This is a genomic window from Tianweitania sediminis, from assembly GCF_017813335.1.
Classification (GTDB): domain Bacteria; phylum Pseudomonadota; class Alphaproteobacteria; order Rhizobiales; family Rhizobiaceae; genus Tianweitania; species Tianweitania sediminis.
This window is the reverse complement of sequence record NZ_JAGIYY010000001.1, coordinates 755,916-777,599: the sequence shown is the minus strand read 5'-3', so window position 1 is coordinate 777,599 and position 21,684 is coordinate 755,916. Positions and strand designations below refer to the sequence as shown.

General features: G+C 62.6%; 23 protein-coding genes. 12 read left to right on the top strand and 11 right to left on the bottom strand.

The features are described from left to right. The first annotated feature begins 165 nt into the window (after nucleotides 1-165). From sdhC to leuB, 7 genes are all read left to right on the top strand, one after another. Entirely contained in the window at nucleotides 166-564 is a 399-nt protein-coding gene (gene sdhC, locus J5Y06_RS03695; protein WP_209333737.1) for a succinate dehydrogenase, cytochrome b556 subunit, read from the top strand. 6 nt (nucleotides 565-570) lie between these two features. Next, the gene (gene sdhD, locus J5Y06_RS03690) at nucleotides 571-954 is read left to right on the top strand and encodes a succinate dehydrogenase, hydrophobic membrane anchor protein (protein WP_209333736.1); all 384 of its coding nucleotides are present in this window, start codon (nucleotides 571-573) and stop codon (nucleotides 952-954) included. Nucleotides 955-961: 7 nt separating this feature from the next. Next, nucleotides 962-2,788 carry a succinate dehydrogenase flavoprotein subunit gene (gene sdhA, locus J5Y06_RS03685; RefSeq protein WP_209333735.1) on the top strand — a complete coding sequence of 609 codons (1,827 nt, stop codon included), beginning with the start codon at nucleotides 962-964 and terminating at the stop codon, nucleotides 2,786-2,788. A 12-nt stretch (nucleotides 2,789-2,800) separates the two neighbouring features. Continuing rightward, nucleotides 2,801-3,580, top strand: a complete 780-nt coding sequence (locus J5Y06_RS03680) for a succinate dehydrogenase iron-sulfur subunit (RefSeq protein WP_209333734.1) — start codon at nucleotides 2,801-2,803, stop codon at nucleotides 3,578-3,580. 128 nt (nucleotides 3,581-3,708) lie between these two features. Beyond that, nucleotides 3,709-4,314, top strand: coding sequence for a 3-isopropylmalate dehydratase small subunit (gene leuD, locus J5Y06_RS03675; protein ID WP_209333733.1), 606 nt, complete (start codon nucleotides 3,709-3,711; stop codon nucleotides 4,312-4,314). 45 nt (nucleotides 4,315-4,359) lie between these two features. Further along, entirely contained in the window at nucleotides 4,360-5,943 is a 1,584-nt protein-coding gene (locus J5Y06_RS03670) for a DUF6311 domain-containing protein (protein ID WP_483414785.1), read from the top strand. 76 nt (nucleotides 5,944-6,019) lie between these two features. After that, on the top strand, nucleotides 6,020-7,129 hold the full coding sequence (gene leuB / locus J5Y06_RS03665) for a 3-isopropylmalate dehydrogenase (RefSeq protein ID WP_209333731.1): 1,110 nt from the start codon (nucleotides 6,020-6,022) through the stop codon (nucleotides 7,127-7,129). Nucleotides 7,130-7,174: 45 nt separating this feature from the next. Here leuB and J5Y06_RS03660 read toward each other — a convergent pair whose 3' ends face one another. Next, nucleotides 7,175-7,687: an Lrp/AsnC family transcriptional regulator gene (locus J5Y06_RS03660; RefSeq protein ID WP_209333730.1), complete on the bottom strand. Its 513-nt coding sequence runs from the start codon at nucleotides 7,685-7,687 to the stop codon at nucleotides 7,175-7,177. 184 nt (nucleotides 7,688-7,871) lie between these two features. Between J5Y06_RS03660 and J5Y06_RS03655 the strand changes: the two genes are divergently transcribed. Beyond that, a complete protein-coding gene (locus J5Y06_RS03655; protein ID WP_209333729.1) occupies nucleotides 7,872-9,101 on the top strand; it encodes a thiamine pyrophosphate-dependent dehydrogenase E1 component subunit alpha in 1,230 nt (409 codons plus the stop codon). Nucleotides 9,102-9,104: 3 nt separating this feature from the next. Next, nucleotides 9,105-10,121: an alpha-ketoacid dehydrogenase subunit beta gene (locus J5Y06_RS03650; RefSeq protein ID WP_209333728.1), complete on the top strand. Its 1,017-nt coding sequence runs from the start codon at nucleotides 9,105-9,107 to the stop codon at nucleotides 10,119-10,121. Between the two features lie 8 nt (nucleotides 10,122-10,129). Here J5Y06_RS03650 and J5Y06_RS03645 read toward each other — a convergent pair whose 3' ends face one another. After that, nucleotides 10,130-11,128, bottom strand: a complete 999-nt coding sequence (locus tag J5Y06_RS03645; RefSeq protein ID WP_209333727.1) for an NAD(P)H-binding protein — start codon at nucleotides 11,126-11,128, stop codon at nucleotides 10,130-10,132. Nucleotides 11,129-11,237: 109 nt separating this feature from the next. Here J5Y06_RS03645 and J5Y06_RS03640 point away from each other — a divergent pair, with 109 nt between their 5' ends. Then, nucleotides 11,238-12,158: a LysR family transcriptional regulator gene (locus J5Y06_RS03640; protein ID WP_209333726.1), complete on the top strand. Its 921-nt coding sequence runs from the start codon at nucleotides 11,238-11,240 to the stop codon at nucleotides 12,156-12,158. On the opposite strand, the gene J5Y06_RS03635 is transcribed toward J5Y06_RS03640, so the two are convergent. Continuing rightward, the gene (locus J5Y06_RS03635) at nucleotides 12,159-12,692 is read right to left on the bottom strand and encodes an RNA pyrophosphohydrolase (protein WP_209333725.1); all 534 of its coding nucleotides are present in this window, start codon (nucleotides 12,690-12,692) and stop codon (nucleotides 12,159-12,161) included. A 98-nt stretch (nucleotides 12,693-12,790) separates the two neighbouring features. On the opposite strand from J5Y06_RS03635, the gene J5Y06_RS03630 reads away from it, so the two are divergent. Both J5Y06_RS03630 and J5Y06_RS03625 read left to right on the top strand, forming a co-directional pair. Further along, nucleotides 12,791-13,255 carry an RrF2 family transcriptional regulator gene (locus J5Y06_RS03630; RefSeq protein WP_209333724.1) on the top strand — a complete coding sequence of 155 codons (465 nt, stop codon included), beginning with the start codon at nucleotides 12,791-12,793 and terminating at the stop codon, nucleotides 13,253-13,255. Beyond that, complete coding sequence (locus J5Y06_RS03625; protein WP_209333723.1) at nucleotides 13,245-14,135, top strand: NAD(P)/FAD-dependent oxidoreductase; 891 nt, start codon at nucleotides 13,245-13,247, stop codon at nucleotides 14,133-14,135. The genes J5Y06_RS03630 and J5Y06_RS03625 overlap by 11 nt, the downstream gene beginning before the upstream one ends. Here the strand turns inward: J5Y06_RS03625 and J5Y06_RS03620 are convergent. The 8 genes from J5Y06_RS03620 to J5Y06_RS03585 all read right to left on the bottom strand — a co-directional run bounded on the left by J5Y06_RS03620 (nucleotide 14,132) and on the right by J5Y06_RS03585 (nucleotide 21,665). Next, on the bottom strand, nucleotides 14,132-15,310 hold the full coding sequence (locus J5Y06_RS03620) for a divergent polysaccharide deacetylase family protein (protein WP_209333722.1): 1,179 nt from the start codon (nucleotides 15,308-15,310) through the stop codon (nucleotides 14,132-14,134). The genes J5Y06_RS03625 and J5Y06_RS03620 overlap by 4 nt on opposite strands. 105 nt (nucleotides 15,311-15,415) lie before the next feature. After that, nucleotides 15,416-16,741, bottom strand: a complete 1,326-nt coding sequence (locus J5Y06_RS03615; protein ID WP_209333721.1) for a S41 family peptidase — start codon at nucleotides 16,739-16,741, stop codon at nucleotides 15,416-15,418. Beyond that, on the bottom strand, nucleotides 16,731-18,089 hold the full coding sequence (locus J5Y06_RS03610; protein WP_209333720.1) for a murein hydrolase activator EnvC family protein: 1,359 nt from the start codon (nucleotides 18,087-18,089) through the stop codon (nucleotides 16,731-16,733). The genes J5Y06_RS03615 and J5Y06_RS03610 overlap by 11 nt, the downstream gene beginning before the upstream one ends. Before the next feature lie 107 nt (nucleotides 18,090-18,196). After that, nucleotides 18,197-18,679 (bottom strand): 23S rRNA (pseudouridine(1915)-N(3))-methyltransferase RlmH, encoded by a 483-nt coding sequence (gene rlmH / locus J5Y06_RS03605; RefSeq protein ID WP_209333719.1) that lies wholly within the window; start codon nucleotides 18,677-18,679, stop codon nucleotides 18,197-18,199. Between the two features lie 21 nt (nucleotides 18,680-18,700). Next, entirely contained in the window at nucleotides 18,701-19,060 is a 360-nt protein-coding gene (rsfS, locus tag J5Y06_RS03600; RefSeq protein WP_342453379.1) for a ribosome silencing factor, read from the bottom strand. A gap of 189 nt (nucleotides 19,061-19,249) precedes the next feature. Continuing rightward, entirely contained in the window at nucleotides 19,250-20,539 is a 1,290-nt protein-coding gene (locus J5Y06_RS03595) for an MFS transporter (RefSeq protein WP_209333718.1), read from the bottom strand. A gap of 66 nt (nucleotides 20,540-20,605) precedes the next feature. Further along, the gene (locus J5Y06_RS03590; RefSeq protein ID WP_209334356.1) at nucleotides 20,606-21,193 is read right to left on the bottom strand and encodes a nicotinate-nucleotide adenylyltransferase; all 588 of its coding nucleotides are present in this window, start codon (nucleotides 21,191-21,193) and stop codon (nucleotides 20,606-20,608) included. A 40-nt stretch (nucleotides 21,194-21,233) separates the two neighbouring features. Further along, the gene (locus tag J5Y06_RS03585; protein ID WP_209333717.1) at nucleotides 21,234-21,665 is read right to left on the bottom strand and encodes an OsmC family protein; all 432 of its coding nucleotides are present in this window, start codon (nucleotides 21,663-21,665) and stop codon (nucleotides 21,234-21,236) included. Nucleotides 21,666-21,684: the final 19 nt, after the last annotated feature.

Genomic DNA, 21,684 nt, shown 5'->3' with positions numbered 1-21,684 from the left:
TCGGCCTGCCCAACCCGCAAAAACACTGCGTCGCCATGGCGCAACAAACAGTTGTTCGGGGCTTTGACGCGCTGCAAAAAGCGATCTAAGAGACCCCTTAGCCAATGTCGCAATCCGTAGGGCCGGTGCCGGTTTTCCGACCACGCGGTCCGAACCGGGGGAGCCATGAGCCGACCAACTGCAGCCGCGAAGCGGCCACTTTCGCCGCATCTCACCATCTACCGCTGGCCTGTGACGATGACGCTGTCGATCGTTCACCGCGTCACCGGTGGCGCATTGTATGTCGGCACTCTGCTGGTGGCCTGGTGGCTGGTAGCTGCAGCAACATCGGAAGACTGGTTCAACACGGCCAACGCCGTGATGGGATCGATCCTCGGCCAGCTCGTGCTGATCGGCTTCACCTGGGCGATGTTCATGCACACGGTTGGCGGTCTGCGCCACATGCTCTGGGACACCGGCGTAGCCATGGAAAAGCATGTTTCCACCCAAACCGCCTGGGCATCGCTGGTTGCTTCCCTTGTTCTCACGGCGCTGACCTGGGTCGCGCTTTATTTGGTGGTGTGACAGTCCATGGTTGAATTGCGCACGCCTCTTCGCAAGGTTCGCGGACTGGGCTCCACCCGCAGCGGCACCAGCCATTTCTGGGCAGTTCGCGTCACCTCTGTGGCGCTGGTGCCCTTGTCGCTTTTCGTGATCGGCCTGCTTTTGTCGCTGGCTGGCACCAGCTTCCTTGAAGCGCGTGCCACGCTCGCCAACCCGCTGATCTTCGTTCCGGTGATCCTGTTCATCCTGATCAGCCTGGAACATATGCGGCTCGGAATGCAGGAAGTGGTGTCGGACTACATTCACAGCGAGCTGTTGAAGGTGGCCTTGATGATGCTGAACAGCTTCTTCGCCGTTCTGATCGGCGCCACCTGCGTATTTTCCCTTCTCAAGATCGCATTCGGAGGCTGACGCGCTCATGGCGACAGCACAAACGTCCCCCGCCTACCAGTTCGTTGACCACAAGTTTGATGTCGTTGTTGTTGGCGCTGGCGGCGCCGGACTACGCGCCACGCTGGGCATGGCCGAACAGGGCCTGAAAACGGCCTGTATAACCAAGGTGTTTCCCACCCGCTCGCATACGGTTGCGGCTCAGGGTGGCATCGCCGCGTCCCTGCAGAACATGGGACCGGACTCCTGGCAGTGGCACCTTTACGACACAGTGAAGGGCTCCGACTGGCTGGGCGACGTCGACGCCATGGAATATCTGGCGCGCGAAGCGCCGGCCGCCGTTTACGAGCTTGAGCACTACGGCGTGCCGTTCTCGCGCACCGAAGAAGGCAAGATCTACCAGCGGCCGTTCGGTGGCCACATGATGAACTATGGTGATGGTCCCCCCGTGCAGCGCACCTGCGCTGCCGCCGACCGCACCGGCCATGCCATCCTGCACACGCTTTATGGCCAGTCCATCAAGCACAACGCGCAGTTCTTCATCGAGTATTTCGCGCTCGACCTGATCATGGATCCGGACGGCACCTGCACGGGCGTCGTTGCCTGGAACCTCGACGATGGCAAGATCCATCGCTTTTCCGCCAAAATGGTTGTGCTGGCGACGGGCGGCTATGGTCGCGCGTACTTCTCGGCAACCTCCGCCCACACCTGCACCGGCGACGGTGGCGGCATGGTCGCCCGCGCGGGCCTGCCGCTCCAGGACATGGAATTCGTGCAGTTCCACCCGACCGGCATCTATGGCGCGGGCTGCCTCATCACCGAAGGCGCACGCGGCGAAGGGGGCTATCTCGTGAATTCGGAAGGCGAGCGCTTCATGGAGCGCTACGCCCCTTCGGCCAAGGATCTGGCGTCCCGCGACGTCGTTTCGCGCTGCATGACCATGGAGATCCGCGAGGGCCGCGGCGTGGGCAAGAACAAGGACCACATCTTCTTGCACCTTGATCACCTGGATCCGGCCGTTCTGCACGAGCGGCTGCCGGGCATCTCCGAGAGCGCCAAGATCTTTGCCGGCGTGGACGTCACCAAGGAGCCGATCCCGGTTCTGCCGACGGTGCATTACAACATGGGCGGCATTCCCACGAATTATTGGGGTGAAGTGCTGAACCCGAGCCCCGACAACCCGGACCGGGTCACGCCCGGCTTGATGGCGGTCGGCGAAGCGGGCTGCGCATCGGTGCATGGCGCCAACCGCCTCGGCTCGAACTCGCTGATCGACCTTGTTGTGTTCGGCCGCGCCGCTGCAATCCGTGCAGGACAGGTCGTTGACCGCGAAGCGGCAATTCCCTCGCCCAATGCGGCTTCCGTCGACAAGATCATGACGCGTTTTGATCGCCTGCGCCATGCCAACGGCAGCGCGCCGACAGCTCAGCTGCGCGAAAAGATGCAGCGCGCCATGCAGGAAGACGCAGCCGTGTTCCGGACGCAAGAGTCGCTGGAAAACGGCTGTCGCCGCATCTCCGCGATCTGGAAGGAGCTGCCGGACGTCAGGGTCACCGACCGTTCCATGATCTGGAATTCCGACCTCGTGGAAACACTGGAGTTGGAAAACCTGATGGCCAACGCCATCTGTACGGTCTACGGCGCCGAAGCGCGCAAGGAGAGCCGCGGGGCGCACGCCCGCGAGGATTTCTCGTCGCGCGACGACGCCAATTGGCGGGTGCACACCCTCGCGCATCTCGATGCCGACGGCACGGTAAACCTGAGCTATCGCCCGGTTCATACGGAACCGCTGTTGAAGCAGGAAGACGGCGGCATCGACCTCGCCAAGATTGCGCCGAAGGCGCGCGTGTATTGATCGGAAAAGGTCATGGTTGAACTTACCCTTCCCAAGAACTCGCAAATCCGCACGGGGAAGACCTGGCCGAAACCTGCGGGCGCCACGAATCTGCGGGAATACAAGATCTACCGCTGGTCGCCCGATGATGGGCAGAATCCGTCCATCGACACCTATTTTGTCGACGCCGACGATTGCGGCCCGATGGTGCTCGACGCGCTGTTGTGGATCAAGAACAACATTGACCCCACGCTGACGCTGCGCCGCTCCTGCCGCGAAGGCATTTGCGGGTCCTGCGCCATGAACATCGACGGTTCGAACACGCTGGCCTGCACCAAGGGCGCCGATGACATCACTGGTGCGGTGAAGATCTACCCACTGCCGCATATGCCGGTCGTAAAGGACCTCGTTCCTGATCTGACGGTTCCTTACGCGCAGCTCACCTCCATCGAGCCATACCTCAAGACGGTTTCGCCGGAGCCGGCGAAGGAATGGCTGCAAAGCCATGAGGACCGCCAGAAGCTCGATGGTCTTTATGAGTGCATCCTGTGCTTCTGCTGCCAGACCTCATGCCCGAGCTATTGGTGGAACGGCGACCGTTACCTTGGCCCGGCGGTGCTCCTGCAGGCCTATCGCTGGTTGATCGACTCCAGAGATGAGGCAACCGGCGAGCGTCTCGACAATCTGGAAGATCCGTTCCGGCTTTATCGCTGCCACACCATCATGAACTGCGCGCAAACGTGCCCGAAGGGTCTGAACCCCGCAAAGGCCATTGCCGAGATCAAGAAGATGATGGTGGAGCGCCACGTTTGACGCGCCATCCAACTATTTGCAGGATCTGAAAACAGCGGCGCTTCCTGCGCCGCTTTTCAGTTGCGGACGGCTCTGCTAAGGCAGCCGTAACAGCGGGTACGCATCGAACGTTTCGAAGGGAGAGGATCATGGACAAGTTCACCAAGCTCACGGGCGTGGCCGCACCGCTGCCGATCGTCAACATCGACACGGACATGATCATCCCGAAGGACTATCTGAAGACGATTGAGCGGACCGGCCTGAGAAAAGGCCTTTTCGCCGAAATGCGCTTCAAGGAAGACGGTTCTGAGAATCCGGACTTTGTTCTCAACAAGCCCGCCTACCGCAATGCGCAGATCCTGGTGGCCGGCGACAATTTCGGCTGCGGCTCGTCGCGCGAGCATGCCCCTTGGGCGCTCCTCGACTACGGTATTCGCTGCGTGATCTCCACCAGCTTTGCCGACATCTTCTACAACAACTGCTTCAAGAACGGCATCTTGCCGATCACGGTCAGCCCGGAAGATCTAGAGAAGCTGCTGGACGACGCTTCGCGCGGCGCCAACGCCACGCTGACGGTTGATCTGGAAGCAAAGACCATCAGCGGCCCGGATGGCGGCGTGATCAGCTTCGACCTTGACGATTTCAAGCGTCACTGCCTGTTGAATGGTCTCGATGACATCGGCCTCACGCTTCAGAAAAGCGCGGCAATTGCCGCCTTCGAGCAGCAGAACGCCGCAGCCCGCCCTTGGGCGTGAGCGCCTACCCTCAAGGTTTGATGCGACCAAGCATGGGCGGCGCTTATAAACGGAAATCCGCTCCCTAAGCTTGCGCATGGGACTGGGCTCCAACCTGTTGGAGCCCTTTTCCTTGGCATCGTAGCGGCCTGGCTTGCACTCGGCTCCCCGTTGGCGATCCTGCGGGGCGATCTTGTTGGTGTGAGCGACTATGCCAATGCCGCGGCGGCCTTCCAATTCTTTGCGCGGGATGGCTGGCATTGGCCGCTCGGCGCCAATCCGCATTTCGGCGGCGTCAATATTTTCTTCAGCGATGGCGCACCCTGGTACGCTCTGGCAGCGAAAGGCTTGCACGGCCTCGGGCTGCCAGCACCGTCGCTGCACGACATCGTTCTGATCAACTTTCTCCTGTTCGCCTTGTTTGCCGCTCGACTGGCGGGAAGCATAAGCGAAACACCCCTCACGAGGTGGCTGATCACCGGCCTGCTTGTATTCTGCCTGATCATGCCGGTGCGCTTGATCGGGCCCCAGCACGTGGCGCTCTCTTCCCATTGGGTCGTGTTGTGGGCGATGACAGCGGTTCCGCTCAAGAGCAAGCGGGATGGTGCGTCAGCGGCGCGTCGGTGGGAGTTCCTCCCCGCGTTGGCCTTCGCGACTTGGTCGCACGGTTACCTCGGGGCGATGGCAGCATCGATCATCCTCGTTTTCCTGTTGGCGCAACGACGCTACGCCGCAACGCTTCTGGTTTTCGCCTTCCCGGCCTTGCTGCTTTGGATCATCGGCGCCTTTGCAGGCTTTGACACGCGGCTGGGCAGCGCGAAGCCGTTCAGCCTCGACATTCTCGCGCTGGCTCAAAGCTTTGGGTGGGGTGTGTTTCCGCCGCTTTTCCCTCTCGTGGAAGCACAAGGCGACAGCTTCATCTTCTTGGGAGCTGGAGCCTGGCTCGCCTTGCTCTGCGGTTCTGCGTGCTACGCGGCTTCCAAAGATTACCGGGTGCGCGTCTGGCACCACCTCCGCAGCCGCCGACTTCGGCTTCTCTTGCTGGCGGGCATGATCCTTTATCTTTTCGGCCTGGTTTTCAGCCTTCGTGTGGCCGGAAGCGTTCTTCTGTCGCTGCCTGTGCCTGACTTTCTCGAGCCGCTCTACGGTCGCTTCCGCGCCGCCGGCCGCTTCGGCACGCCGCTCGCCTACAGCCTGATCTTACTCGCCGGACTGATGGTCGGCAGCATCAAACGGCCCGGCGCCTTGGCACTTCTTCTTGCGACCACCGTTCTGGCGGCACAGGCCGCTGATGTGGTTCTCGCAGGCAGGCAAGGGCCAAAAGATGCGGAGCGGACCGCAATCCACATCGCGCGCGAGCAGGTGAACGCGCTGCTGGCCAATGGCGGATGGTCGGGAAAGGTCTACCGCGACATCGAAAGCGAAACAGATCTCGAGAAGCAGCAGATCCTCGACTTCCTGTTGACAGAAGCCGGTGCCAAAGAGTTCCGGCTGGTTCATTCCGCGCGCCGCAATCCGGATGAGGTTGCCGCCCGTCGAGGCAAGCAGGACGCCGGCCCAGGAGATCTCTTTATCTATCCCGCGTCACACCCGGAAAGCTCGTGCCGAAGTCGTACCCGCTGGACGGAATTCGAATTGTGTCTTTTGTGACGTGCAGCCTGCCCTTGCGTCGCGCAGCCCTGCCCGCTAGCAAACATCCATCCCGCCGAACCAAGGACATCCTCTCATGACCACGCACAAGCTTCTTCTTCTCGCCGGCGACGGCATCGGCCCCGAAGCCATGGCGGAGGTCAAGAAGCTCATCGCGGTCATGAACAAGACCGGCAGCGTAACCTTCGAGACCGAAGAAGCGCTGGTCGGCGGCTGCGCCTATGACGCGCATGGCGCAGCAATCGCCGAAGCGGACGTCGCGAGGGCCATGGCTGCGGACGCGGTGCTGTTTGGCGCCGTCGGCGGTCCGAAGTGGGACGGCGTGCCCTATGAGGTTCGCCCCGAAGCCGGGCTGCTGCGGTTGCGCAAGGACATGGATTTGTTCGCCAACCTGCGCCCGGCGATCTGCTACCCGGCGCTCGCCTCCTCCTCTTCGCTGAAGCAGGAGGTGATCGAGGGCCTGGATATCTTGATCCTGCGCGAACTCACCGGCGGCGTTTATTTCGGCGAGCCGAAAACGATCACCGATCTCGGCAATGGCCAGAAGCGCGCGATCGATACGCAGGTTTATGACACGTTCGAAATTGAGCGCATCGCCGGCGTGGCGTTTGAGCTTGCCCGCACCCGCAAGAACCACGTCACCTCCATGGAAAAGCGCAACGTCATGAAGTCCGGCGTGCTGTGGAATGAGGTCGTGACCGCAACCCACAAGGCGCGGTACTCGGATGTAAAGCTCGATCATATGCTCGCCGATGCGGGCGGCATGCAGCTCGTGCGCTGGCCCAAGCAGTTCGACGTGATTGTCTGCGACAATCTGTTCGGCGACATGCTTTCGGACGTGGCTGCCATGCTCACGGGCTCTCTCGGCATGCTGCCGTCCGCCTCGCTCGGCGCGCCGGACCCAAAAACCGGCAAGCGCAAGGCTCTTTACGAGCCGGTGCATGGCTCGGCGCCGGACATCGCCGGCAAGGGCATCGCCAACCCGATCGCCATGATCGCGTCCTTCGCGATGTGCCTGCGCTATTCTTTCGAGATGACGGCGGAAGCCGACCGCCTCGAGACGGCCATTGCGGCAGTTCTGGAAGACGGTCTGCGCACCGGCGACATCATGTCGGACGGCATGCGCCAAGTCGGCACGACCGAAATGGGCGAGGCGATCATCGCCAAATATCAGGCTGCGGCCTGACCACCCACTGAAAGGGCTCCTTGCGGGAGCCCTTTTCGTTTTCGCCTACTTCTCCGTGAACAGCAGCGGATCGACAGACACTGCCCGCTTCAGCGCCCGCAAGGAAAAGGTCGAGCGCGTTTGGCGAATGCCCTCGATCTTGTAGAGGTGTTCGCGCAGGAAGCGTTCGTAGTCGGCAGTATCGGCCACCGCCACCTTGATCAGGTAGTCGTATTCGCCGGTCACCAGATTGGCTTCGATCACTTCCGGGATGCGCGCGATCGCTTGGCCGAAGCGCTCGAGGATTTGGGTGTCGTGCTTGGCAAGCGACACTTCCACGAAGACGATGTCGCGCAAGCCGATGGCCGCATGGTCGAGAACGGCCACGTAGCGCTCGATGATGCCGTCCGCTTCAAGCCGTTTGACGCGGCTCCAGCAGGGCGATGGCGAAAGGCCGACTTTTTCGGCAAGATCGCTGTTGGTGAGGCGCCCGTCGGCGATCAGGGCCGAAAGGATGCGGCGGTCCGTGGCGTCGAGGCTGCTGCGGCGACGTCCGCGGGCAGAAGATTGTTCTGGCATGGCTCCACTCCTCGGGCAAATGCTTCGGTGTGCCTGCCATGTTGAGGATGAAAAGGGAAGTTCTGCTTGTCACGGCAGGATAGGATGCGCGCCGAACCATACCCGCCCATCTCGACGTTCGCTACCCGCGGGCCATCTAAGAAATAGCGGGCGGTCGATCCCGCGGCGCTGGAGGAGAGTTGCCATGGCCGAACATACCCCGCTTTCGCTGCATGTTCCCGCGCCCCCCACCGAGGAGGGTGGACGGCAAAGCTCATCGCTCCCCTTTTCAGCCGCAGGCGCAGTGCGTCGGCCGCCAGTGGACGTCGATCCGCGCGAGATACGCGACCTCGCCTTCGAGCTGATCCGCGTCCTTGATGACGACGGCAACGCGGTCGGGGAATGGGCACCTGAGCTCGACGTCGAGACCAAGCGCAACGGCCTGCGCGCGATGATGAAGACGCGGGCCTTTGACAGCCGCATGATGAAGATGCAGCGCCAGGGCATGACCTCCTTCTACATGCAGTGCACGGGCGAGGAAGCGGTCGCTTGTGCCTTCCAGTCGGCGCTCCGGAAGGGCGACATGAACTTCCCGACCTATCGCCAGCAGGGCCTCCTGATCGCCCAGGACTGGCCGGTCGTGGACATGATGAACCAGATCTTGTCGAACTCGGCCGACCGCATGAAGGGCCGCCAGCTGCCGGTGATGTACTCGGCTCGCGAAGCAGGCTTCTTCTCGATCTCGGGCAATCTCGGCACGCAATATATCCAGGCAGTCGGCTGGGCGATGGCATCCGCCATCCGCAATGACACCAAGATCGCGGCGGCCTGGATTGGCGACGGCTCCACTGCGGAAAGCGATTTCCACGCGGCGCTGGTTTTTGCCTCGGTTTATCAGCCGCCGGTGATCCTCAACGTCGTCAACAACCAGTGGGCGATCTCCTCGCCGCAGTCGATCGCTGGTGGCGAGAAGACCACCTTTGCAGCCCGTGCCCATGGCTACGCCATTCCGGCGCTGCGCGTTGATGGCAATGACTACCTCGCCGTGCGCGCCGCATCCGAATGGGCCGCCGAACGGGCGCGTCGCAATCTCGGGCCGACCATGATTGAGTGGGTGACCTACCGCGTTGCGCCGCATTCCACCTCCGATGACCCTTCGAAATACCGCTCCAAGGCGGAAGAAAAAGGCTGGCCGCTGGGCGACCCCATCGAACGCCTGAAAACGCACCTGATCCGCACCGGCGAGTGGAGCGAAGAACGATCCGTCCAGCTTGCCGCCGAACTTGATGCGGAAATGTCTGCTGCAGCTTCGGAAGCCCGTGCGCTCGGCACCTTGCATGATGGACCGCGCCTGTCGCCTGCCACCATGTTCGAGGATGTATACAAGGACATGCCACGCCACCTGCGCGAACAGCGCCAGCAGCTGGGATACTGATCCATGCCAAGCAGGACCATGATTGAAGCGATCCGCAGCGCCATGGATGTGTCCATGGAGCGCGACGAGCGGGTGGTTGTTTTCGGCGAGGACGTCGGCTTCTTTGGCGGCGTATTCCGCTGCACGGAAGGTTTGCAGAAGAAGTATGGCGCCTCGCGCTGCTTTGATACGCCGATCTCCGAAACGGGCATTGTCGGTGCCGCCGTTGGCATGGCCGCCTATGGACTGCGGCCGATCGCCGAGATCCAATTTGCCGATTACATGTACCCTGCCTACGACCAGATCGTGTCGGAAGCGGCGCGCCTGCGCTTCCGCTCGGCCAATGACTTCACGGCATCGATGGTGGTGCGCATGCCTTGCGGCGGCGGCATCTTCGGCGCGCAAACGCACAGCCAAAGCCCGGAAGCGCTGTTCACCCATGTGGCCGGTTTGAAAACGGTGATCCCGTCGAACCCCCACGATGCAAAAGGCCTCCTGATCGCGGCCATCGAGGACGAGGATCCGGTGATCTTCCTGGAACCCAAGCGGTTGTACAACGGCCCGTTCGATGGCCACTACGATCGCCCGGTCGTGCCCTGGTCAAAGCACCCGCTGTCGGACGTGCCGGACGAGCATTACACCGTCCCCATCGGCAAGGCCGTGGTGCGCCGGGAAGGCAGTGCCGTGACGGTTCTGGCCTACGGCACCATGGTGCATGTCGCGGAAGCGGCGGCGCAAGACACCGGGATTGACGCCGAGATCATTGATCTCCGCACGCTCGTGCCGCTCGATATCGATACGATCGTGCAGTCGGTGGAAAAGACCGGTCGCTGCGTGGTGATCCACGAAGCAACCCGCACCTCAGGCTTCGGCGCCGAACTCGCCGCTCAGGTGCAGGAGCGCTGCTTCTACCACTTGGAAAAGCCTGTTCTGCGGGTCACGGGGTGGGACACGCCCTACCCCCACATTCACGAGTGGGATTACTTCCCCGGCCCCAAGCGCGTCGGGGAAGCGCTTGTCGAGGCGACTGCGAAAGACTGAGCGGAGCCTCAGGCGGCCAGCAAAGCTTGGTGCGACGGCGCGTCTTGAGGCAGTGCGCCAGTGCCAACAAGCGTTGCGTGGACCGCTTGGAGCAGCGGCGTGCGAGGTTCTTTCCCGAGGAGGGCAAGGAGCCGCTGGTTGTCGAGCCGCATGGAATGCTGCCAATGAGTGCGCAGTTCCCAGGCTTCCCGAGGGAAGCCGCCGAACGGCGCCGCAAGGCCCATCGCCCACCAGGGAAAGCCCCACACCGGCATTCGCTTGGCCACGACACTCCGGATCGCTTCCACCATCATTGTGCCGTCGGCGTCCCACACCCCCTCGAACTGCACCCGTTCAAAGGGCCGCAGGGCACTGCCCATGTTCATGAGTTGCACAAAGGTGCTCGCAAGATCCGGCAGGTAAGCCCAGGCATGCCCGCTGCGGCCAACCACCGGTTTTAGGATGCGCTTCAGCGGCGCTCCGCCGGGCGCCATCGCCTGGGTAAACCAGCTTTGTCGGGCATCCGCGCCGAAGAAGTCACCAGCGCGCAGGATCAGCACCGGCGTTGTCGCGGAAGCTCGCTCCAGGCGATGCTCCATCTCCCGGCGGATCTTGCCCTTGCGGCTTGAGGGCTGCTGCGGGCTGTCTTCGTTGATCACCGCGACCTGCTCGGGATTGAAATTGTAGATGGTGCCCGGCAGGACGATGCGAGCGTTGTTGGCGATTGCGGCGGCAATGGTGTTGTCGATCATCGGCAGCACGAGCTTGTCCCAATCGCGGTAGCCGGGCGGGTTTACCCCATGGAACATGACACCCACGCCCTCCGCCGCGCGAAGCACAGCGTCGGCCTCCATCGCATCCCCTGCAATCCAACGGGGTTGTTGCCCGCGCCAGCTAAGCACAGTTGTTTTGGGATCTCGCACCAAGGCGCAAACCTCCCACCCATCTGCGAGCAGCGCCCTTGTTACTGCACCGCCGACGCCACCCGTGGCGCCAAGCACCAGAGCTGTTCTTGCTTTCTCAGCCATGATCGATCTCCATTTCGTCCAAAAAGGATGATCGCTCTCCGGCCAACAAGGAATTGATGAAAGCTGCCGAACTGCTTAAAGAAAAACGATCAGCGAGAGGCATTCGGCCATGGCCGCATGGGGTGACCAGCAAGCCTTCCTTGCCGTGGTGGAAACGGGCAGCCTGTCAGCGGCTGCGCGCCAGCTTCGGCTGACCCAGCCAACCGTGCGCCACCGCATCGAAGCGCTGGAACATGCCACTGGCACAGCCTTGTTCATCCGTGCACCCAACGGGCTGATCCCGACGGAGCAGGCCCGCGAACTTGCGGCGCATGTCAGAACCATGCATCTGGCTTCGGAAGCCTTTTTCCGGAGCGCTTCTGGCCAGCCCGGAACATTGACCGGGTCGATCCGGCTCAGTGCCTCGGACTTCATGGGGACCTTTGTCCTGCCGCCAATGCTTCGCGACCTCCGCCAAGCGCACCCGAAGCTTGCAATGGAACTGGCGATATCCAACAGTCTGGTCGACCTCCTGGGTCAGGAAGCGGACATCGCCATTCGCATGAACCGGCCCAAGCAGGCCGCCCTTGTGGCGCGTCAGGTCGGCACAGTGCCGCTGAGCTTCTTTGCGCATGTCGACTACGTCGCCCGCAAGGGATTGCCGCAATCCCCCGAAGAGCTGACACAGCACGACCTGATCGGTCCCGATCGGGCGCAAGCAGATCTCGCAGTGGTGGAAGCCTTCGCTCCGAAGGTGGGGCGGCAGGCGTTCGGGCTGCGCACCGACAGCCACCCGGCGCAGTTCACCGCCATCCGCTCAGGTCTTGGCATCGGTGTCCTGCAGCGCCCGGTCGGCTTGCGCCACGCAGACCTGGTGCCGGTGCTCCCCGAGACCGTCGTGCATGAGCTGCCGATCTGGATCGTGACGCATGAAGACCTCCGCCGCACGCCGAGGATCAAGACGGTGTACGACTACCTCGTTCAGCAATACCAGACCTACTGCCGATCATCCGGCGAACCGCAGCCAAAAGCAGTCGAGAACGGCGCGTGATCAACCGGCGGGCTGGTTGGCGAGGGTGCGGAAAACCTCCACCACCTGCAGGTAAACCGAGCGCTTGAAGGGCACGATCAGATCCGGCAGCTCCGCCATGTCCTTCCAGGCCCAGGCATCGAACTCCGGTGTGTGACCGCCCGGCGGCGGGTTGACCTGGATCTCGCTTTCGTCGCCGGTGAATCGGAAAGCAAACCAGCGCTGCGTTTGGCCGCGAAAGCGCCCCTTGAACGCCACGCCCACCAGATGCGGTGGCAAGTCGTAGTTGATCCAGTGCGGCGCTTCCGCCATGAGATCCAGGCTTTTCATTCCCGTTTCTTCATAGACTTCTCGCAAGGCGGCCGGCAGCGGGTCCTCGCCCGCGTCAATGCCGCCTTGCGGCATCTGCCACAGCCTGTCCGTGCCGGCCATCTCGCCGTCTTCTTCCGGAATGCGACGCCCCGCCCAGACCTTGCCGGCCTTGTTCAGCACCATGACGCCGACGCAGGGACGATAGGGCAGGCTTTCGGGGGAAACCGTGGACTTCTTCGACATGGCGGTGGCACTCCGTTTTGCGCTTCATAGAGCGAGTGGAACGGGCTTGAAAGACACCCTGCTTGACGCGACCAATTTCATGTACTAATTGAAGTTACATGAAACGCGACAGCAAGCTTTCGGGCATCCTTCACGTGCTCCTCCACATGGCGGAACAGTCGGAATCGATCACGTCCGAGCGCTTGGCGACGGCGATGAGCACCAACCCCGCAGTGATCCGTCGGATCATGGCAGGCCTGCGGGATGAAGGGTACGTCACATCCGAGAAGGGCCATGGCGGCGGCTGGATGCTGGCCTGCGACCTGGAGGAGGTCACGCTCCGCGACATCTACGATGCGGTCGGCCAACCTACCCTGCTGGCGATCGGCAATCGCACGGAGTCGCCGGGGTGTCTGGTGGAACAGGCGGTGAATGCGGCCCTGTCCAGCGCCTTCGCAGATGCGGAGGCGCTGCTGCTTTCGCGACTGGGTGACGTCACGCTTGCCGCGCTCAGCGCGGATTTCCATGGGCGCCTCAAGCAACGAGGCGGTCAGTTCGATTTGGAGACAGCTCATGCATCTTGATGCCATCGTGATCGGCGGTAGTTTCGCGGGCCTTTCCGCCGCCACCTATATCGCTCGAGCACGCCGCAATGTGCGCGTGATCGACGCGGGCTCGCCACGCAATCGCTTCGCGGCGCATTCGCACGGCTTTCTAACGCAGGACGGCAGCGAGCCGGAGGCGATCCTCCAGGCGGCCCGGAAGCAGGTCCTGACCTATCCAACCGTTGACTTCGTGGATGGCCGTGTCGTGTCGGCCGAGGCGAGAGGCGACGGTTTCGCGATCAAGCTGGACGATGGCGAGGAAGTTCAGGCGCTGCGCCTTGTGCTGGCTTACGGGATTTCGGACGACCTTCCGGACCTTCGGGGGCTCGCAGAACGCTGGGGCCGATCCGTGATCCACTGTCCCTACTGCCACGGCTTCGAGTTTGGAGGAAAGCAGCTCGGCGTTCTCTATTCATCGCCGATGTCGGCGCACCAGGCGCATTTGGTGACCGACTGGGGACCGACAACGCTTTACCTGAACGGAGCCGAACTCGATCCAATAATGTCGGCCGAGCTCACGGGCCACGGCGTGCACATCGAGCCATCCCCGATCGCAGCCTTGCACGGCAAAGGAACCGAACTTTCCGCGGTCGAGATGGCGGACGGTCGTGTGAACAAGATCGACGCCTTGTTTGTGGCACCGCGCATGCGCGCCAACAGTGACTTGGCCGAGCAGCTCGGCTGTGCCATGGACGATCTGCCCCATGGGCGCATCATCCGAACCGATGGATGGAAGGCGACCTCAGTGCCAGGCGTCTTTGCTGCCGGTGATATTGCGCGCGGCGCCCACAGTGTCACTTGGGCGAGCGCCGATGGGGTGAGCGCCGGCGTGGCGTTGCATCGCTCGCTGCTTTTCTAGCGGCGCTCCGGATCACGCGCGACCGCGCTGATCGGAACGATCTCGATGCCGCGCTTCTTGGCCTCCGCCACCCAGCTCGCCACGGCATCCACCGTCGTGTCGAAGGCCGAGCCGATGCCCACCGCCTGACCCTGCGCCCGGGCGGTACGCTCCAGCTCATCGAGTTTCTTCAGGATTTCGCCGCGCTCCCGCGTTCCGTCGATCTGCGTGTCGGCGGCTGCGAAAGGCACGCCATGCGCCTGGGAAACGGCTTCTGTTTCGCTGCGCGCGGAAGTGCCATCGTCAAGATACATCAGGCCACGCGTGCCGAGTTCGGCCATCAGAGGCTTCAGGGCATCGGCATCGGCAACAAAGCGAGCGCCCATGTAGTTCACGAGGCCCACATAATTCGTCATGCGGCCAAGAACGGAATGAAGGTTTGCGATGTTCTCGGATGCGGTGGCGTCCACAGTCAGCGTGCCACGGCCGGGATCAACGGTGGGATAATCAAACGGCTCCAGCGGCACCTGCAGAACGAGTTCATGGCCGGCCTGTCGGGCCGCCTGCATCCAGCGCGACAGGCTGTTTCCACCCGAAGCAAAGGCCAGCGTGACTTCCGGGGGGAGCTTTGCGATGGCGTCCTGCGTCCCGGTTTGCGACACGCCAAGCCCGCCAATTACAAGGGCGATCTTGGCGCCCCGCGCACCCGACCACGGCCGCGCATAGGTATCAAAAGGCCGGCGACCGTTTTCAGCCCGCTTCGGAAGCGGCCCGTCTGGGCTTTCCTCGATCAGGCTGCGATCCGGCAGGTGCGCCACGCGCTGGTCCTGGACGGTTTGGCTGGGATCGCGGATGATGGTGACGCTTGGCGGCGGCGTATTCGGCGTTTCCGCCCGGATGATCGATGGTCCGGCGGCCGACGGCGCCGTCGGTGTCCCGGCCGGTTCCGGCGGGGCTTGGATTGTGGCGTCGACCGGAACAGACACAACAACCGGCTCCGGGAAACGGAACGGACGCTCGCGCGTGGCGATCGCCGTGGCTGTGCCGAGCATCGCCACAACAATGAGCGCCGAAAACACGGTTGAAGCAGGAGGCAGCCGGCGCGATCCGGCCTGTTTGGGGCGTGTGTTCACGTTCATACCGAGGGGAAGATCGATGTCGCGCACGCGCGGCGCTGGTGACCCGTTGCTTTCCATCGCGCGCTCGCCCCCGCTGCCGTCGTTGATCTGATTTGCCCCTGGAATCAAACATCCGGCGGAAAGGCTTCCGCCGGATGTTTGCAAAGCTCGAGGCTGCCGACCTTACTGGTTCATCACGGCCTTGTCCGGGTTCGGCGGGAAAGCCGCATCCGTCTTCGCACCGCGAACCAGATCCAGCGCATACTGCAGCTGGATGTCGTCCTTGGCTTCCGGCGGAACATAGGATGCGGAGCCGGAGCCCTCATCGCTTTCCTCGACGCCCTTGATGTGTCCGCGCAGGTCTGACTCACCACGGTTGAAGTCGCGGCCCTTGAGTTCATCCGGCAAAGGTTGGTCGACCTTGATATCCGGTGTGATGCCCTTGCCCTGAATCGACTTGCCAGCCGGCGTGTAATACAGCGCCGTGGTCAAGCGCAGTGCACCGTTTTCCGCCAGCGGGATGATGGTTTGCACTGATCCCTTGCCGAAGGACTGGGTGCCGACCACAGTCGCACGGCGATGGTCCTGCAGGGCGCCGGCGACGATCTCCGATGCACTCGCCGATCCGCCATTGACCAGCACGATCAGCGGCTTGCCATTGACGAAGTCACCGGGACGGGCGTCGAACCGAGACACGTCCTGCGGGTCGCGACCCCTGGTGGAAACGATCTCGCCGCGGTCGAGGAACGTGTCGGACACGCTCACCGCCTGGTCGAGCAGGCCACCCGGGTTGAGCCGCAGATCGAGCACGTAACCCTTCAGCTGGTCGTCCGGGACCTGCTTGCGAATGGCTTCGATACCCGCTTGCAGGTCGTCATAGGTCTTTTCCGTGAAGGAGTTGATCTTGAGGTAGCCCACATCGCCTTCGACGCGGAACCGCACGGCCTTCACCTTAATGACGTCGCGAATGATCGTGACCTTGATCGGCTCGGTCGCGCCATCGCGGATCAGCGTCAGGTCGATCGGCGTGTTCACAAGGCCGCGCATCTTTTCGACGGCTTCGTTGAGGCTCAGACCCCGCACTTCCTGGCCATCGATTTCGGCAATCAGATCGCCCGCCAACACGCCAGCCCTTGCAGCAGGCGTTTCATCCATCGGGGTGATGACCTTGATCAGGTCGTTTTCCATCGTGACTTCGATGCCCAACCCGCCAAACTCGCCCTTGGTCTGGACGCGCATGTCTTTCGCCGCATCCTGGTTGAGATACGACGAATGAGGATCAAGCGAGGTGAGCATGCCGTTGATGGCATTTTCCACCAGCGATTTGTCGTCCGGCGGCGTGACATACTGGGCGCGAACACGTTCGAAGATGTCGCCGAAGATTGCGAGTTGTCGATACGTTTCCGAACCAGCTGCGTTGGCCGTCGAGCCGGGCGCACCGTAGACTACGCTCATGGCCGATGCCCCCATCAGGGCGCCGGCGAACAACAGCGACAGCTTACGAATCATTTGCAGTCCTTCCAGCGATCCGCTCCGACCACCAAGGGGCCGGGTCAACGGGTTTCCCATCCTTCCGGAACTCGACATAAAGATCGGGTCCGGTGCTGCCGTCCTTCAGCGAAACAGGACCGGCGACCCTCGTTTCGCTCATCGCTCCGATCGGCTCGCCTGCCAACACAGACTGCCCAAGCGTCACGCTGATTCTGCCCATACCCGCCAGAACCACATGATAACCGTCGCCCGCGTCCAGGATCAAGAGTTGACCATAAGAACGAAAGGCGCCTGCATACAACACGTTACCGGCTGCTGGTGCCGTAACAATCGCGCCCGATTGTGTTGTAATGGTGTCTCCGAATTTCACGCCGCCGTTATCATCCGGGTCGCCGAAGCGCGAGCCATGGCGCCCGGCGACGGGCAGCGCGACCTGCTTCTTCAGCGCGCCGAAGGGGATGCTCGCCAAACGGTTGGCTTCCGGCACCGGCCGGTCGAGCAGGGCTTCGGCCCGCGCCAGGCGCTCGGCTTCAGCAGCCGCCGCAGCTTCCGCCTTCGCCCGCGCGGTTTGACCTTCTTGTTCAAGCTTGCCGATCAGGTCCTGCAAGGACGACGCAGACGCGGCGAGCTCCTCCGAACGCTTTTGTTCGGCCGCCAGAACCGTTTCCGACTGCGCCTGAAGGCGACGCTTTTCTTCCAGAAGCATGCCGAGGCGACGCTTTTCCGCCACCTGTTCATTGGCCGTTTGCGTCAGCCGGCCGCGCTCGGCCTCGATGGAGGCGGCGACGCGAGATCGCTCGCGCAGGTCAGCGAGCAGCATGGCCGTTTCACTGCGCATTTCCGGCACCACGGCACCAAGAAGGATCGCGCTACGCACGGAGGAAAGCGCATCTTCCGGCTTCACAAGGATCGCCGGCGGCGGGTTCAAGCCCATGCGCTGCAAAGCGCCGAGAACCTCAGCAAGCACCGCGCGGCGTTCTGCAAGCGAAGCCTTGATGCCGTCTTCCTGCCCGCGCAGCGCAATCAGCCGAACGCTGATCTCTTCCACATCTTCGGCCAGCTTCTTTTCGGTTTTGGCAGCCTGGATCAACGCCGCCGTGATGGACGCATTGTCCTTCTTCAGCGTCGCGATGCTGGCAGCAATGGCGGCTTTCCGTTCTTCCGAAAGCTGGATCTCGCTGAGCGCGCGTTCGTAATCCGCCTGGGTGGCGGCGCGGCGAGCCTCAATGGCCGCCACGGGATCGTCGATGGTTGCAGTTTGCGAGGCGACGTCCTGCGCAAGAAGACTGGACGGCACAGCCAGCAACAGGAGCGCAGCAAGGAGCGCGCCTGTTTTCCGTCCAACCAGTTTCTTGCGAACAACCATGCCGACCGCCGCTCCTTCCCTTTCCCTAGCGCGCCTTTGTAAAGGAATCATCAACCATGCATGCACGGCCGCGCTCCTGTCCTTGGCAGGATCCGGCCGGCAACGTTTCAGGCGCGATGATATGGGTGCCCGGAAAGAATGGTCGCGGCGCGGTACAATTGCTCTGCCAGCATGACACGAACAAGCTGGTGTGGCCATGTCGCGGCGCCGAATGAAATAAGTTGCGATGCCTTTTCGTGCAGAACCGGCGCATGTCCGTCGGGGCCGCCGATCGCAAAGACCATCTGGCGCGTCCCGGCGTCCCGTTGATGTGCAATGAGTTGGGCGAAGGCGGTCGAGCCGACGTTTTTGCCGCGCTCGTCGAGCAGCACGAGCGCTGCACCGCCGCTTAGGGCGACGTCGACACGGGATGCTTCTTCGCGCATCCGCTCCGCAGCGCTGCCAAGGCGGCTTTCCGCCGCCTCGCTTACACCGGAAAACTCCAGCCCCAGAGGTGGTGCGGCCTTGGTGAAGCGGTCGAGGTAGCGCGCGACGAGGTCGCGCTCCGCACCGGCCTTCAAGCGGCCGATTGCGTTGATCCCGACCCGCATTTCACCCTTTCGAGATGAAGCTCAGTGCACCGTCTCGTCTTCGAGATCGGGCGTTTGCCACATCTTTTCCAGGTTGTAGAAGTCTCGCACTTCCGGCCGGAACACGTGAACAATCACGTCGCCGGCGTCGATCAGCACCCAATCGGCGCTTTGCAGTCCTTCCACGCGTGCATCATGGACGCCGTTGTCCTTGAGCGCCTTCAAAAGGTGCTCGGCCACGGCGCCGACATGGCGGTTGGACCGGCCCGACGCCACAACCATGTGGTCGGCGAGGCTCGACTTGCGCTGGATGTTGATGGAAACGATTTCTTCTGCCTTGGAGTCGTCGAGGCTCGCAAGGATGGTGTCGAGTAGGGAGGGTCCTGACGCCGATGCGCCGATCCCGACCTGCGAAAGCGGGGTTTCCGCCTTCCTCTGTAGTGCTGTTCTCAGGGTCTTCCCTTTCGAATTGGAACAACGGATACGCCTGTTTACGCCAGGCGCACACTATAGATAGGCGCATACCCACTACAGTTTCAAGACAGGAGGGGATCACAACTTGCGCCAGGGAAGTCCCGTTGTCGGCGGAAACTAGTCCGCACGAGGAGCGTCCGTCGGAAAAGCGAGGTCCACCGCAGGAGGTGTTTGCGCGGCCATTGGTGCGAAAGTGAGGCCGGGCAGAGGCGCGCGGCTGCCGGTGGACAATACACGCGTCACCACGAAGATGCAAAAGGCGGCGCCGATTGCGACCGCAACCCACATAAACGACTGGGTGCCGAAAAAAGCGGTGAGTACGGTTCCGAGCCCAGGCACCACGAAACCCGAAATCGACCAGGCAAACAGCATGGTGCTGGCAAGCAGCACGAGATCGTCCTTGTCCGCACGGTCGTTCGCATGCGCGTTCGACAGGGAATAGATGGATTCGCTGGCGCCGCTCCAGATCACGTAAATGGCGATGGTCAAGGCCAGACCGCTCCCATCGGTGAAGCTGGCGATCAGACCGGCCACAACAACAAGTGCGGCAGCCGCGATCAGCACGTAGCGGCGATCGGTCCGATCGGAAAGCCAGCCGAACGGCAGCTGAAACAGCATGGTTCCGACTGGCATGGCAAACATCAGGGTCGCCACCTGCTCCTGCGTCATGCCGCTGGCCGTCGCATGGATCGGCGCAAAGCCGGTGATCATCATGGACAGGCCACCCACGGCAAGCATGCCGGCAACACCCACGGGAGAAATGCGCCAGGCACGCCGCAGCGCCACGGACGCCGCTTCCGGCGCGGGCGGCGGCGGCAGCCGGGTCAAGCAGACCGGAAGCGCAGCAAGAGCGGTGATGCCGATGGAGATCAACGATGCACTTGCCGTTCTGAGATCCACGAAGCCGGCCAAAAGCGAGCCGCAGCCAAGGCCAGAGATATAAGCGACGTAGAACACCGCCATAACCCTGCCCCGCACGGCGTTCGAAACGGCATCGTTCAGCCAGCTTTGCGCCACGATGAACATGCCGCAGATGGAAAAGCCGTAGATGGCGCGGGCTACCATCCAGAGCCAGGGGTCGACCGCTGCGCCGACGAGCGCATTGGACAGGATGATCAGCGCGGAGAAAGCCAGAAACGATCGGGCGTGTCCGACGCGGCTGACCAGTCGTCCCGTCAGAAGGCACCCGGCGATGCCGCCGGCCGAAAGCGCCGTCAGGATGCTGCCGGCCCAGGCCGGATCATAGCCGCCGAAACCGAGGCGCATCGGAATAAAGGCGAACATCATGCCGTTGCCCACGGCCGTCAGCGCCATGGAAGCAATCACGCTGGAAATGGCAAACCAGACCGCCCCGTCGCTTGCGACGGGAGCAAAGGCTTTCGACTGGTTTTCCGCAGCAAGGCTCATGGTCCAATCCTGCTGCAGCCAACGGGGAAACGCCGTCAGGAATGCGACACCGCCTGACGCGAGTGGCTAGGGCGACCTGCGGGCGCGGATGGCGGTTGAACTGTGCGAGGACCGCGGACCATGGAGAAAGGTCCAGGCCGGTGCCTGTTGTTGCACGAGCACTTCCGCGTCCGACTCGTCTTCGCGCGCGTAGTCGAACGTTTTCGCCATTACGGAAGAAAGAAACGAGAGGGTCGAGCCTGGGCGGTCCACAACCGCGATCGGGAAGGTCGAGGCAATTTCCCGCCAGCGCTGCCAGTGATGAAAGCTCAGCAAACTGTCGGCACCCATGATCCAAACGAAGCGCACGCCGGGATTGCGCGCCTTGATCAGGGCAAGCGTGTCGGCTGTGTAGCGCACCTGATATGCGGCCTCGAAAGCGGTAACCTTGATGCGCGGATCTTCCGTTGCCTCTTCAGACCAGCGGATCCGCTCCGCAAGTGGCGCCAGCTCGCGTGTGCTTTTGAGCGGGTTGCCGGGCGTCACCATCCACCACAATTGGTTGAGCCTCAACCGGCGCAGCGCGATCTCTGCCACAAGGGCATGTCCCGCATGCGGTGGATTGAACGACCCGCCAAACAAGCCCACCGCCATGCCCTTTTCGACATAGGGCATCCGCAGATAAGCGCGAGACACGCCTTCAATCCGGTTGTGTTCAGCCACGAACGGTTTCGCTGATGGTGACGGGGAAGCCTTTGCGCAGCGAATTGCTGACCATGCAGGTGGCCTTCGCCGCTTCGATCACAGCGCTTGCGTCGGAGCCGTCCACGAGCCTGCAGTCCACCTGCATGTTTGCTGCGCGCGCGAGCAGCGGTTCGCCTTCAAGCGTCAGCGTGACACTGACCGCAACGGCGCCGAGCTCCACGCCCATCTGTTCGGCGGTGTAACGCAGGTCGTTGCAAAAACATCCGCCGAGCGACAGCGCGAGCATCTGGGCGCCGTTGAAGCCGAGACCAAGCCCCCCGGCAACCCCGTCGGGGCGATCAACAACCAGCGTGTGCCCACCCGCCCAGCCGAGCGCAGCCTGCGTCCCGGCAATGTTGCGCAGCTCGACCGTGGCTGTCCGTGTTTCCCCCTGCGCTGACATGTGGGCCTCCCCTCAAGCC

Bases quoted from the DNA above. Each gene is read 5' to 3' on its own strand.
- sdhC (WP_209333737.1), top strand. From the start codon at position 166: ATGAGCCGACCAACTGCAGCCGCGAAGCGGCCACTTTCGCCGCATCTC.
- sdhD (WP_209333736.1), top strand. From the start codon at position 571: ATGGTTGAATTGCGCACGCCTCTTCGCAAGGTTCGCGGACTGGGCTCC.
- sdhA (WP_209333735.1), top strand. From the start codon at position 962: ATGGCGACAGCACAAACGTCCCCCGCCTACCAGTTCGTTGACCACAAG.
- J5Y06_RS03680 (WP_209333734.1), top strand. From the start codon at position 2,801: ATGGTTGAACTTACCCTTCCCAAGAACTCGCAAATCCGCACGGGGAAG.
- leuD (WP_209333733.1), top strand. From the start codon at position 3,709: ATGGACAAGTTCACCAAGCTCACGGGCGTGGCCGCACCGCTGCCGATC.
- leuB (WP_209333731.1), top strand. From the start codon at position 6,020: ATGACCACGCACAAGCTTCTTCTTCTCGCCGGCGACGGCATCGGCCCC.
- J5Y06_RS03660 (WP_209333730.1), bottom strand. From the start codon at position 7,687: ATGCCAGAACAATCTTCTGCCCGCGGACGTCGCCGCAGCAGCCTCGAC.
- J5Y06_RS03655 (WP_209333729.1), top strand. From the start codon at position 7,872: ATGGCCGAACATACCCCGCTTTCGCTGCATGTTCCCGCGCCCCCCACC.
- J5Y06_RS03650 (WP_209333728.1), top strand. From the start codon at position 9,105: ATGCCAAGCAGGACCATGATTGAAGCGATCCGCAGCGCCATGGATGTG.
- J5Y06_RS03645 (WP_209333727.1), bottom strand. From the start codon at position 11,128: ATGGCTGAGAAAGCAAGAACAGCTCTGGTGCTTGGCGCCACGGGTGGC.
- J5Y06_RS03640 (WP_209333726.1), top strand. From the start codon at position 11,238: ATGGCCGCATGGGGTGACCAGCAAGCCTTCCTTGCCGTGGTGGAAACG.
- J5Y06_RS03635 (WP_209333725.1), bottom strand. From the start codon at position 12,692: ATGTCGAAGAAGTCCACGGTTTCCCCCGAAAGCCTGCCCTATCGTCCC.
- J5Y06_RS03630 (WP_209333724.1), top strand. From the start codon at position 12,791: ATGAAACGCGACAGCAAGCTTTCGGGCATCCTTCACGTGCTCCTCCAC.
- J5Y06_RS03625 (WP_209333723.1), top strand. From the start codon at position 13,245: ATGCATCTTGATGCCATCGTGATCGGCGGTAGTTTCGCGGGCCTTTCC.
- J5Y06_RS03620 (WP_209333722.1), bottom strand. From the start codon at position 15,310: ATGGAAAGCAACGGGTCACCAGCGCCGCGCGTGCGCGACATCGATCTT.
- J5Y06_RS03615 (WP_209333721.1), bottom strand. From the start codon at position 16,741: ATGATTCGTAAGCTGTCGCTGTTGTTCGCCGGCGCCCTGATGGGGGCA.
- J5Y06_RS03610 (WP_209333720.1), bottom strand. From the start codon at position 18,089: ATGGTTGTTCGCAAGAAACTGGTTGGACGGAAAACAGGCGCGCTCCTT.
- rlmH (WP_209333719.1), bottom strand. From the start codon at position 18,679: ATGCGGGTCGGGATCAACGCAATCGGCCGCTTGAAGGCCGGTGCGGAG.
- J5Y06_RS03595 (WP_209333718.1), bottom strand. From the start codon at position 20,539: ATGAGCCTTGCTGCGGAAAACCAGTCGAAAGCCTTTGCTCCCGTCGCA.
- J5Y06_RS03590 (WP_209334356.1), bottom strand. From the start codon at position 21,193: ATGCCCTATGTCGAAAAGGGCATGGCGGTGGGCTTGTTTGGCGGGTCG.
- J5Y06_RS03585 (WP_209333717.1), bottom strand. From the start codon at position 21,665: ATGTCAGCGCAGGGGGAAACACGGACAGCCACGGTCGAGCTGCGCAAC.